The organism is Streptomyces gobitricini (assembly GCF_039532985.1).
In the GTDB taxonomy this organism is placed as follows: Bacteria; Actinomycetota; Actinomycetes; order Streptomycetales; family Streptomycetaceae; genus Streptomyces; species Streptomyces gobitricini.
The window spans coordinates 80342-92262 of record NZ_BAAASR010000024.1; the positions used below are offsets into that span (position 1 = coordinate 80342).

Genomic DNA, 11921 nt, shown 5'->3' on the forward strand with positions numbered 1-11921 from the left:
GCTCCTGACAGCGAGCCGCCGCTGCCGCCACTCTTACCCCATTCTCCGCACCACTTGTTCGACACGGGTTCTCGTGTTCGGTCCACACGTGTTCCGCGCTTGTTCAGGCTGCTCCGCCCGGCCGGCCCCACCCAGCCGCCGGTACCCCCCTCGCAAAAGGAGTCTGCGTGAGATCCACGCCAAGCCGTCGCGCCACCGCGACCGGTGCTCTCATCGCCGCCGCCGCCATGCTCGCCGTGGGCGTGCAGACCGGCGCCGCAACCGCCGCCGACACCGCCACCCCCGTGGCCCCCAAGGCGCAGGCGGCCGGCAAGGCCGACCCCGGCTCCCTGCCCGCCGACCTCTCCCCCGCCCAGCGCACCGCGCTGATACGCGCGGCCGAGGCCGGCAAGGCCGAGACCGCCAAGGAACTCGGGCTCGGCGCCCAGGAGAAGCTCGCCGTCCGCGACGTCGTCCAGGACCGCGACGGCACCACCCACACCCGGTACGAGCGGACCTACGCCGGGCTCCCGGTGCTCGGCGGCGACCTGATCGTCACCGAGACCGGGGCCGGACGGACCGAGGCGGTCAGCAAGGCGTCCCGGGCGGTGCTCAAGGGCGTGGACACCACCGCGGACATCGCCCCGGCCGCCGCCGAGAAGCAGGCCGTCACCGCGGCCCGCGCCGAGGGCTCCAAGGCCACCGACCCCGAGCGCGCCCCGCGCAAGGTGGTCTGGCTCGCGCAGGGCAAGCCGGTCCTCGCGTACGAGACGGTCGTCGGCGGCCTCCAGCACGACGGCACCCCGAACGAGCTGCACGTCGTCACCGACGCCACCACCGGCGCCAAGCTGTTCGAGTGGCAGGCCGTCCACAACGGCACCGGCAACACCCAGTACAGCGGGCAGGTCACGCTCGGCAGCGCGCCGTCGTACACCCTCACCGACACCGGCCGCGGCAACCACAAGACGTACAACCTCAACCGCGGCACCTCCGGCACCGGGACGCTGTTCTCCGGGGCCGACGACATCTGGGGCGACGGTACGCCGCAGAACCTGGAGACGGCCGGCGCCGACGCCCACTACGGCGCCGCGCTCACCTGGGACTACTTCAAGAACGTGCACGGCCGCTCGGGCATCAAGGGCGACGGCGTCGGCGCGTACTCCCGCGTCCACTACGGCAACGCGTACGTCAACGCCTTCTGGACCGACAGCTGCTTCTGCATGACGTACGGAGACGGCGCGGGCAACGCCAAACCGCTCACGTCCATCGACGTCGCCGCCCACGAGATGTCCCACGGCATCACCTCCGCCACCGCCAGGCTGGTCTACAGCGGTGAGTCGGGCGGTCTGAACGAGGCGACCTCCGACATCTTCGCCGCCGCCGTCGAGTTCCACGCCAACAACCCCCAGGACAAGGGCGACTACCTGGTCGGCGAGAAGATCGACATCCGGGGCAACGGCACCCCGCTGCGCTACATGGACAAGCCGAGCAGGGACGGCTCGTCGAAGGACGCCTGGTACTCCGGCATCGGCGGCATCGACGTCCACTACTCCTCGGGCCCGGCGAACCACTGGTTCTACCTGCTCTCCGAGGGCAGCGGCGCCAAGACCGTCAACGGCGTGAACTACGACTCGCCGACCTCCGACGGTCTGCCCGTCACCGGCATCGGCCGCGACAAGGCCGCGCTGATCTGGTACAAGGCGCTCACCACCAAGTTCACCTCGACGACCAACTACGCCGCCGCCCGCACCGGCACCGTCGCGGTCGCCACGGAGCTGTACGGCGCCGGCAGCGCCGAGGTGAAGGCCGTCGAGCACGCCTGGGCCGGCGTGAACGTCGGATCCCGCCCCGGCGGCGGCGACCCCGGCACCGGCAAGGTCTTCGAGAACACGGCCGACGTCGCCATCCCGGACAATGGTGCCGCCGTCACCTCGGCCGTCGACGTCACCGGCGTCGCCGGCAACGCCCCCTCCGCGCTCAAGGTGGACGTGGACATCGTCCACACCTGGCGTGGTGACCTGGTCGTCGACCTCGTCGCCCCGGACGGCTCGGTCTACAACCTGAAGCCGTTCAGCTCCTCCGACTCGGCCGACAACGTCAAGGCCACCTACACGGTCAACGCCTCCAGCGAGGCCGCCAACGGCAGCTGGAAGCTCCGCGTGCAGGACAAGGCCCGGCAGGACACCGGTTACATCAACGGCTTCAAACTGACCTTCCCGTAACCCGGGGAGCACGGTGAACGGCTGACGCGCCGCCCGGTGGCACCCCGAGTGCCGCCGGGCGGTCGTGCGTGCGGCGGTGGTGGATCAGTGGGGTGCGGTCCGGGTGGTGGGCGCTGCGCACCACCCGTCCCACCAGCAGGGTGTGGTCCCACACGTCGTAGCACCTGTCGACGGCGCAGACGACGCTGGCCGCCACGCCCGCGAGGACCGGCTGGCCGTCCTGGACCTCCCAGGTGACGCCCTCGAAGCGGCGGCACGGGGGCTCCTCGGCGAAGCGCCGGGTGAGATCGCGCTGTTCCCAGCTCAGCACGTTGACCGCGAAGCCGCCGACCCGCCGGATCTCCCGGGCGGTCCGGCCGGCCGCGGCCAGCGAGACCAGCAGGCCCGGCGGGTGGAGGGAGAGCGACAGCACGGCACTGGCGGTGCAGCCGACCGGCCCGTGGCGCGTGGCGGCGGTGACGACGGTGACGCAGGTGGGCATGTGCGCCATCGTGGCCCGGAAGGCGTCGGTGGGCACGGGCGCCCCGGCGGTCGCCCGGACGTCCCCGGCCGCGGCGGCGCCGGTGGCACCGGCCTCGGGCCTCACACCGTGCTCCGGTACGGGGCGAGCGCGGCGAGCAGTTCGTCAGGCACCGGTACCGGCCGCAGCCCCCGCTCGGTGCGGCGCATGCACGCCACGGTCTGGCCGCCCCGCGCGACGAGCTGGGGCACCGCGGCGTTGGTGCGGTAGTAGTCGAAGCCCATGCCGACCTGGTGGTCGCCGGACGCGGTCAGCGACATCCGGATGCCGACCCGGTCCATGGCGTAGAGCTCGCTGAAGTAGTCGCAGTGGCAGGACACGGTCACGAGCGCCAGTTCGTCGCGGAGTGCCCGCAGCACCCCGGGCGCCCGTTCCGCGAGGAACCGCTCCCGGCAGTGCCCCTGCCAGCGCAGGTAGTTGGTGAAGTAGACGTTCCCGACGAGGTTGGTCTCCTCCAGGGTGACCAGGTGGTCGTACGTGTACGTGAGGGTCGTGGTCGTGGTCGTCGTCATCGGCTCTCCTCCGGGGTGCCCAGCACCGCCACCGCCACCCGCTCCCCGCCGTGGGCCGCCACCCGTACGACCCCCGAGACGATCAGGGCGTCGCCGGAGCGCAGGACGACCCACCCGCCGTCGAAGACGCCGTACAGCGCCAGCGGCGCACGCGGCGGCCTGCCCGCCTTGGACAGGCACTCCGCGGCCGTCCACACCCGGGTGGCGGCCACCGCGAACGGCTCGCCGCCGCGGCGTCCCAGCAGCTCGGCCAGGGCCTGGTGTTCCGTACCGAGCATCGCGCGCCAGTCGGCCTCCGTCCGGGCCGTCACGGCTTCCCAGTCGCAGGCCACCTGTGTGCGCGCGCCGCTCTCGACCTGGAGCACCAGGCCGTCCAGGTGGCTGCGGGAGAGGCCCGGGCGGGGGCGGTCCGGCGGGGTGCGGCGCTCACCGGGGCCGACCGTCACCCGCAGCCCCTCGCCCAGTCCGAGCGCCGTCGCGGCCCGCTCCAGCAGGACGGCCAGCAGCGGCGCCGGCCAGGGGCGCTCCCCGCGCGGCAGCGGCCCGACGTCCTTCAGCCGCAGACCGCGCCAGCGCACGGCGGGACGCCCCGTGGCGTCCAGGCCGTCCACGTCCCAGGTGTACTCCCCGTCCGCAGCGGCGCGTTCACCGCCCCGGACCCGCTCCACGGGCCCCGCGCCCCGCCGGACCGACACCGCGTCGGCGGCCACCGGCAGGAGCCGGCGGTGCGGCACGCAGGCCTGGAGCGCGTGGAGCGTGGCGTCGTTCGCGGAAGGGTCGCCCAGCAGCGGTGCCGCGAACGGGTCCGGGAACCAGGGCGTGGGCGACGCGGCGCCCAGGTCGGCCAGGCAGGTGCGGGCCGTGGGCGCGGTCAGGCTCCGCACCCGCCGGAAGGGACCGGTGTGGAAGTACAAGGGCCCGTACAGCTCGTGGGCGGGCACCTCGTCACCGGTGTTCCCGGGAGACGGCCGGTGTCCGTCCGGGAAGGGCGCCGAGAGCGGGAAGACGGCGCGGAAGTGGTCGACGCAGAAGTCGTCCTCGTCACTGCGGAGCACGGTCTCCACCCGGTCCCCCCGGTGCAGCGCGCACACCCGTACCGTGCGGGGCCCCTCCTCCGGTACGGTCACCGGCCGCGTCCAGGCGATGTCGCGGGCCTCGGACAGCGGGCGGCCGGCCACGGCGGAAGCCGCTTGGGCCATGGCCTCCAGGCCCAGAACGCCGGGGAGCCAGACGACCCCGTCCAGCCGGTGGCCGGCCAGGTACGGGTCGGTGCGCAGAGCGAGCCGCGCCTCGGCGACCAGCTCGACGGCGGGCTGGTGGACCCGGAGCTCCTCCAGGAACCGCTGCGGCGGGCCGGGCACGGCGGGCACCGGGACGTCACGCCCCAGTCTGCCGTGCACGGCGACCGTGGGCCCCGTCCCGGAACCGGCCGCCAGGAGGCGGAGGAACAGGTCGGTGCCGGTGTCGGGGGCGATGGGCGTGATGTCCTCGCGCACCAGCGCGTCCAGCACACCCAGGCGCACGCCCATGCCCGCGCCGGACCACACCGACCAGTCGACGTTCAGGACCCGGCAGTGCGGCGGCAGTTCCTCGGCGAGCCGCTCGAGCTCGGTGCGCAGCAGCCCGTTGGCCAGGGCGTAGTGGCTCTCGCCGGGCAGACCGTACCGGCCGATCACCGAGCCGAAGCCGACGAGCAGCCGCAGCCGGCCGGTGGGGACCGCCGCGAGGAGGTGCCGCAACCCGGCGGCCTTGGGGGCGAGGTGCGCCTCGACGCGGGCCTCGTCGAGGTCGGTGAAACGCGCCGGTTCGTTGACCCCGGCTGCGTGCAGGACCCCGGTGACCGGGCGGCCGAGCCGGTCGGTGAGGCGGCGTACCGCGTCGGCCACCGCCGCGCGGTCGCCGAGGTCGGCCGGCTCGTAAGCGGCGCTCACCCCGGCCGCGTCCAGCGCCGCCAGGTTGGCGCGGAGCGTCGCGTCGTCCCCCGGCCGGGCACGGCCGACCAGGGCGAGCCGGACGCCGGTGCGCCGCGCGAGCGCCAGGGCGCAGCTGTGGCCGATGCCCTTGCCGCCGCCGCTGACGAGCAGCACGTCGTCGGGTCCCAGGGGCAGCGGGTGGCCGGGGCCGGGCTCGGGGAGCCGCAGGACGTGCGCCGCCGGGACGTGCGCGGTGCCGTGGTCGTCGAGGACCAGCTCCTGGTACCGGCCGGGTTCGGCGCCCGCCCAGCGGGTGGCGTGGCGCAGGCCCGCCTCGGTCGGCGGGACGCGGAGCAGGGTGACGCCGAGGCGGGGGTGTTCCTTGTGGAGGCTGCCGAGGAACCCGGCGAGCGCGGTGTCGTGGGCCACGACGACGAGGCGTCCGGTACGGAGGGCGGAACGGGCGGCCGTCAGCAGGCGGGCGACCGGGACCGGGCCGGGGGTGTTCGGTACGTAGACGAGTTCCGTGTCCGCCCCGGGGGCGGAGCCGTACAACTCCTCGGCACGCACGGCGAGTCCGCCGTCGCCGAGGACGGTGGTACGCCGGCCGGTGCTCGGTGACGGCGGGCCGTCCGGGGCCGGGAGCAGCTGCTCGGTGAAGCAGTGGACCCAGGTGTCCACGCCGGTGGCGACCGTCTCGGGCGCGGGCGCGCCGGCGGACGGCAGCGCTTCGAGGGCGGCGACGAGGTCGCCCACCCGGGCGTCGGCGAGGGAGAGCGGGGCGGCCGGCGAGCGGCGGCCCATGCGGTGCGCGGCGGACGCGGCGAGCTGGGTGACCGTCAGGGAGGTCAGGTGCAGGTCGGTCAGCAGCCGGGTCTCCATGCCGATCAGCTCGGGCTCCAGCTCGGTGGCCCGCGCGAGCAGCTCGCGCACGGCGGAAGCGGTGTCCGCGGTGGCCGCAGTGGCCGCGGTGCCTGTGGTGTGCGCGGCGCCGGGCGTGCCCGTGGTGCCCGCGGTGTGCGCGGCGCCGGGCGTGCCCGTGGTGGGCGCGGTGCCTGCGGTGGCCGCCTGGACGGCGAGGGCGGTGCGCGCGGTGGGCGCGGTGACCGCCTGGACGGCGAGGGCGGCGGGCGCGGTGGCGGACGGGCGCGGGCCGGGGACGGCGGACGGGGCCGGCGGTGCCGCTCCTGTCGCTGCCGGTTCCTCGGGGCGGGGCTCCCCGAACGGCGGTGGCGCCGAGCAGGGGCTGGCGAGGAAGGTGCGGGGCCGCCCGATGTCGATCGGCCGGACCGCCCGGCCCACCGTCAGCGCGTCGAGCCGCGCGCAGGCCCCCGCCGCGAACAGGGCGGCCGCCGCGTGGGCGGTGTCGGCGGCGTCCGGGTCGCCGGAGCCCACGGTGACCACCGGGACACCGCCGCCCTGGTCGGCGACGAGAGCGGCGAGGCCCTGGCCCGGCCCGCAGGCGCAGAACAGGTCCGTGTCCGGCAGGACACCGCTGATCGCGTCCCAGAACCGCACAGGCGCGGTGACCTGGTCGGCGAGGAGGGCCGCGAGGTCGTCGTCCGGTGTGAGCGCCCTGCCGTGGACGGTGGACATCAGCCGTCGCGAGGGCCGGCCGAGGTCCAGGGCTGCCACCACCCGGCTCAGCGGCGGGACGCAGGACCGGACCGCCGGGGAGTGGAAGCCGTGCGACACGGGGAGCGGCGTACGGGCGATGCCCGCCCGGCCGGCCCGGTCCGCCGCCTCCCGCAGGTGTGCCGACGGCCCGGCGACCACCACCGAGCGGGGGCCGTTGAACGCGGCGACGACCAGTTCGGTGCCCTCGCACAGCGCGAGCGCGGTGGACGGATCCGTCCGCAGACCCAGCATCCCGGTCCCGGAGGCGCCGAGGGCGGCCATCAGCCGGCCACGCGCGCGTACGAGGCGGAAGCTGTCCCGTACGGACAGGGCCCCGGCCCACACCAGGGCGGTGATCTCGCCCAGGCTGTGGCCGACGGCGGCCGTCGCCGTGACGCCCAGGGCGTCCAGCGCGCGCAGACCGCCCAGCGATGCCCGGTGGATCGCGGGCTGGGCCGTCTCGGTGCTCGCGGCGCCGGCCAGGCCGGGCGCGCCCTGCCCGGGGAAGAGCAGGGTGACGCGGCCCCGTACGCCCTGCCCCACCCATACGCCGGGCAGGTGCGTCAGGTCGCCGGGGGCGGCGCCCGCGGCCAGGCGGGTGGCTGCCGAGGCAGCCCGGGCCGCCAGTTCGGCGGGGGTGGCGGCGACGACGGCGGCCCGCACCGGTCCGGTGGCCGCCTCGCTCGCCGACCGGGCGGCCAGGTCGTGCAGCTCGGCGAAGGACAGCCGGGGAGCGGCCTGCGCCACCCGTGCGAAGAACGCGCGTACTTCCTCGGTGTCGGCCCCGGCGGCGGCGACGACTGCGTGTTCGGGAGCGGGGCGGCGTACCGGCAGCGAGGCGCGTACGGGCGTGGTGGTCCCGGCCGGAGGTGCGGACAGCACCAGGTGGGCGTTGATGCCGCCGAAGCCCATCGAGCTCACCCCGGCCAGCCGGCGGCCCTCCGGCCAGTGTTCGGCCCCGCGCAGGACACGCAGCGGGGAGCCGGGCGACCGCAGCAGCGGGTGTGGGGTCTCGCATCCCGTCGTCGGCGGGAGCACTCCGGTGTGCACGCTCATCGCCGCTTTGATGACGCCCGCCGCCCCCGCCGCCGCCTTGGTGTGCCCGATGTTGGCCTTGACCGTGCCGAGCGCGGCACGCGCGCGTGCGCCTTCCCGCAGCGCGGTCAGGGCGCTCAGCTCGACCTCGTCGCCGACCCGCGTCCCGGTGCCGTGCCCCTCGTGGAGCAGGACCTCCGCCGGGTCGGCCCCGGCCAGGTCGTAGGCGCGGCGCAGCGCGAGCAACTGCCCGTCCCGGCCGGGCCGGGTGATGCCGCCGCTGCCGTCGGAGGAGACTCCCCACCCGTGGATCTCGGCGTACACGCGCAGTCCGGCGGCCCTGGCGTCGGCCGCGCGCATCAGCGCGAGCATGCCGCAGCCCTCGCCGGGCCAGAAACCGGCGGAACGCTCGTCGTACACCCGCATGCGGTCGCCGGCGAGCGCGCCGGTCTTGGCGAAGCCGACCAGCTCGAACGGGTCCAGGCTCAGGTCGACCCCGCCGGCCAGCCCGAAGTCGACGCTGTGGTCGGTGAGTGCCCGGCACAGCTCGACGACCGCGAGCAGGGAGGAGGCGCACGCCCCGTCGACGGTGTAGCCGCCGCCATGGAAGTCGAAGTGGTTGCAGACGCGGCCGGCGATGGTGTTGGACAGCGCCCCGGCGAGGGACTCCTCGGTCGTGGGCGGGAACGGCGCGAGGTACCCGGCCCGGGCGCGGCGCACCACGTCGTCGCGTACGTCCGCGGTGACGTGGGCGGCCTCCAGGGCGGCGGCGAGGACCCGGCGTACGTACGGCCAGCGCAGCCGCAGCGTCCCGGCGCGGGTGGCGTCCCCGGTGAGGCTGTTGCCCAGCACCACCCCGACGCGGTCGCGGGCCAGGCCGGTCCCGCCGGGGAAGCCGGCGTCTTCCAGCGCGCGGGCGGCCGTCTCCAGGGCGAGCCAGTGGGCGGGGTCCCCGGCGCGGAACACCGGCCCGGGGATGCGGAACGCCGACCGGTCGAACGACCAGCCCTCCAGGACGGCCGCGTAGAGGCTGTACGTCCGGTCGGCCGCCGTGGGATCGGGGTCGTAGTAGTCGTCGGCGGCCATCCGTTCCTCGGGCAGGCGGCGGAACGCCCGGCGCTGTTCCAGCACCATCTCCCACAGCCGGTCCGGCCGGTCGGCGTCCGGGTAGCGGCAGGCCATGCCGACGATGGCGACGGCCCGGTCGTCGTGCGTATCGCTCATCGTGACTCCGGGAGGAGCGGGGTGCGCCGGGCGGCGGCCGGCGCCCGTGTCGGCATCCGGGCCGTCAGCGGCGCGAGACGTTCGGCGGCCACCAGGGCGCATCCCCGCAGCACGCAGGTGATCACCAGGGCGAAGAAGAGGCCGAAGACGATGTGGAAGTGGACGAGCAGGCCGTAGACGGCGGCGGTCGCCACTCCGAAGAGGACCTGGTTGCGCGGGCGTGACGGGGTGGTGCCCGGGTCGGTGATCATGTAGTTGGTGAACAGTACGAACGCGACGCCCGTCATCGGCAGCAGCGCGCTCGCCAGGGAGATGTCCGTCAGCGCCCAGCGGGTGACGCCCTGGGCCGCGAATCCGGCGGCCCAGCCGGCGATGACGGGCATCTTGCCCGTCAGCTTGCCGTTCAGCATGGTCCCCGCCGCCAGTACGCCCAGGGGGATCAGCCAGTCCACCGGGCCGGAGGTCCACTCGGTGAACTGGTACGGCGGTGCGATGCCGACCCACGGGAACAGCAGCAGGACGAGGACGATGCCGGTGTTGCTGGGGTTGAGGACGTGGCGCGGGCGCCCGGCGACGCGCACTCTGACGACGTACTTGCTGGCCACGCCCGCGACGGTGGCGAGGACGGTCGGCATCAGCCGGTCGTTGGCGTACAGCAGCATCGCGCACGCCAGGGCGGTGATGTAGGCGGGCAGCAGGAGGTCCACGACGGCGCCGGGGGAACCGGCGGCGTACCAGGGCCGTTCGCGCCGGGCGTGGGCGTCGAGGGCGCCGAGGACCGCCTCGGCGGCCAGGCCGGACGCCACCGCGACCACCGGTGTGAGGTAGGCCTGTTCGAATCCGAGCAGGGTGTGGCCGACGACGGTCAGTACGGTGATGGAGAGTCCGAACCGGCGCAGTGCGGCGCTGCGCGGGTCGTCCGGGCCGCCGAGCACGCGGCCCATCGTGCGGCCGAGTCGGGTCATCGTGTCTCCTTGGTGAGGATGCGCTCGGTGAGGACCAGCTCGTGCCATCCGGGACGGAGCGTGGTGGTGCCGGTGCGGACGCGGCCGTCGCCGTCGCGCCAGGTGAGGCGCACCGGCAGAGCGGTGGACGGGGCCGCCCCGCCGCCGAGCCCGAAGGTGATGTCGGGGGCGTTCACCCCGTTGTGGCCGTTGGCCGGGTAGAGCTGTTCGGTACGGACGCTCCCGTCGGGCAGCGTGAGGGTGGCGGTGGCGCCGATGGCGGGCCGTGTCGCACCGCCGGTGGCGGGCAGGCGCAGGCGGAGTCCCAGAGCCGGGTGCGCGGGTCCGGTGTTGCGGTACATCACCGACGGGGCCCACTGGTTGGCGACGACGAAGTCCAGCCGGCCGTCGGCGTCGACGTCACCGACGGCGAAGGCGCGGCTGACGGCGTCGGTGCCCACGCCGACCTCGCCCGCCACGTCGGTGAAGCGGCCGCCGGCGCCTGCGCGGACGAAGAAGGTGTTGCGGTCGTGGCCGGACAGATCGGTGCCGGCCGGGAAGTGCGGCCACAGCCGGGGATGGTCCAGGATCAGGTCGTTGGACATGGCGGTCTCCTGCAACAGGGCCCAGCCGTTGGTCCGTCCGGCGACGAAGCCGGTGGCGTGCATGATCTCCGGTCCGCCGTCGTTGTCGAAGTCCGCGGCCTTCACGTCCCAGGTCCAGCCGGTACGGGACAGGCCGAGCGGTTCGCTGTCGTCGTCGTGCGGCGCCGTGCCCCGGTGGAGGGCCCGGCCGGTGTCCTCGGGGGTGCCGGTGGCGGTGAACGCGAAGTTGCTCTCGTGGAGGGCGAAGTCCTCGGTGATGTTGCCGACCAGGATGTCGGGCACGTCGTCGGGGCCCAGGTGGGCGAAGGCCACGCCCATGCCCTTGAAGGAGTCCCGGCCCAGCACCTTGGACTTGGGGGTGGTCGCGTGCCGCTCGCCCACCGCCTCCCGGAACCGGATGCGGCCCGGTGACGACTGGTTGACCAGCAGCTGGTCGGGGCCGAAGTCGTTGGCCACGTACAGCTCGGGGCGCTGGTCGCCGTCGAGGTCGTGCGTCCCCATGGCGAGCGTCCAGCCGCGTGCGGCGTCGGTGCCGAAGGCGTCCGGGACCTCGGTGAAGCGGGCGTCGGGGGCGGGGCCTCGGGTGGCGCCGGTGAAGCGCAGCAGCCGGTTGGTGCCGCCGTTGCGGGCGTTGGAGAGGGAGGCGTTCATCACCAGCAGGCCGGGCTGGTGGGCGGTGGGGTCCAGGACGCGGGCGCCGTCCGGGAAGTAGTTGCCGAAGACGAGGTCGAGGTGTCCGTCCCCGTCGTAGTCGCCGGTCGTCGCGGCGTTGGTGTTCCACACGGCGCGGGGGTGGACCAGTTCGCGGGCGAGGAAGGCCCCGGCGCCCGGTGGTGTCGCGGGGCGGCGCATGAACAGGACGGGTGAGCGGCCCCAGTAGTAGACGATCACGTCCTGCCACCCGTCCTCGTTGAGGTCGGCGGGCAGGCACCCCATGGGCGCGGCGTACTCCGGCATGGTGGCGGCCGGGGGGCGGAGGACGAAGGGGGCGTAGCGGTCGCCGGTCGCGGGCGCCGGACGGATGGTCACCGTGTCGGTGCGCGGGTCGACCAGGCAGATGTCGTGCGACACGCTGCCCCCGTCCGCGGCGAGGAGCGCCACCCCGGCGCCCACGGAGGAGATCCAGGACGGGATGTCCTTGTACGCGGGGGCGACCGGCCGCAGGGTCCGATCGGTGGCCTGCCGGGCGGGGGACACGAGGTGGGAGGAGAACGCGAACCGCTGGGCGAGGCGGTCGCGTTGGGCCTCGGACGCGGCGGGTGGCTGGGTGAGGTGCCACAGCAGCACGCAGGTGAGCAGCGCGGCGACGCGTGCGAGGTTCCGGCGCGCCAGTGTCGTCATGGTCGCCAT

At 75.0% G+C, this 11921-nt stretch carries 6 protein-coding genes; 1 reads left to right on the forward strand and 5 read right to left on the reverse strand.

Annotated features, from left to right (window positions below):
• Positions 1-167 precede the first annotated feature (167 nt).
• The gene (locus ABD347_RS21865) at positions 168-2201 is read left to right on the forward strand and encodes a M4 family metallopeptidase (RefSeq protein WP_344363918.1); all 2034 of its coding nucleotides are present in this window, start codon (positions 168-170) and stop codon (positions 2199-2201) included.
• On the opposite strand, the gene ABD347_RS21870 is transcribed toward ABD347_RS21865, so the two are convergent.
• Genes ABD347_RS21870 through ABD347_RS21890 form a run of 5 tightly spaced genes read right to left on the reverse strand, consistent with a single transcriptional unit; the run spans position 2182 to position 11912 of the window.
• Positions 2182-2787, reverse strand: a complete 606-nt coding sequence (locus ABD347_RS21870; RefSeq protein ID WP_344363920.1) for a flavin reductase family protein — start codon at positions 2785-2787, stop codon at positions 2182-2184. The two genes, ABD347_RS21865 and ABD347_RS21870, sit on opposite strands and share 20 nt — an antisense overlap.
• Positions 2784-3233, reverse strand: coding sequence for an acyl-CoA thioesterase (locus ABD347_RS21875; protein ID WP_344363922.1), 450 nt, complete (start codon positions 3231-3233; stop codon positions 2784-2786). Before ABD347_RS21875 ends, ABD347_RS21870 begins: the two co-directional genes overlap by 4 nt.
• Complete coding sequence (locus ABD347_RS21880) at positions 3230-9022, reverse strand: SDR family NAD(P)-dependent oxidoreductase (protein ID WP_344363925.1); 5793 nt, start codon at positions 9020-9022, stop codon at positions 3230-3232. Before ABD347_RS21880 ends, ABD347_RS21875 begins: the two co-directional genes overlap by 4 nt.
• Positions 9019-9987: an enediyne biosynthesis protein UnbU gene (locus ABD347_RS21885; RefSeq protein WP_344363927.1), complete on the reverse strand. Its 969-nt coding sequence runs from the start codon at positions 9985-9987 to the stop codon at positions 9019-9021. The genes ABD347_RS21880 and ABD347_RS21885 overlap by 4 nt, the downstream gene beginning before the upstream one ends.
• Positions 9984-11912 carry an FG-GAP repeat domain-containing protein gene (locus ABD347_RS21890; protein WP_344363929.1) on the reverse strand — a complete coding sequence of 643 codons (1929 nt, stop codon included), beginning with the start codon at positions 11910-11912 and terminating at the stop codon, positions 9984-9986. Before ABD347_RS21890 ends, ABD347_RS21885 begins: the two co-directional genes overlap by 4 nt.
• Positions 11913-11921: the final 9 nt, after the last annotated feature.

Excerpts from the sequence above, each read along its gene's own strand:
- ABD347_RS21890 (WP_344363929.1), bottom strand. The coding sequence starts at position 11,912 with ATGACGACACTGGCGCGCCGGAACCTCGCACGCGTCGCCGCGCTGCTC.
- ABD347_RS21875 (WP_344363922.1), bottom strand. The coding sequence starts at position 3,233 with ATGACGACGACCACGACCACGACCCTCACGTACACGTACGACCACCTG.
- ABD347_RS21885 (WP_344363927.1), bottom strand. The coding sequence starts at position 9,987 with ATGACCCGACTCGGCCGCACGATGGGCCGCGTGCTCGGCGGCCCGGAC.
- ABD347_RS21880 (WP_344363925.1), bottom strand. The coding sequence starts at position 9,022 with ATGAGCGATACGCACGACGACCGGGCCGTCGCCATCGTCGGCATGGCC.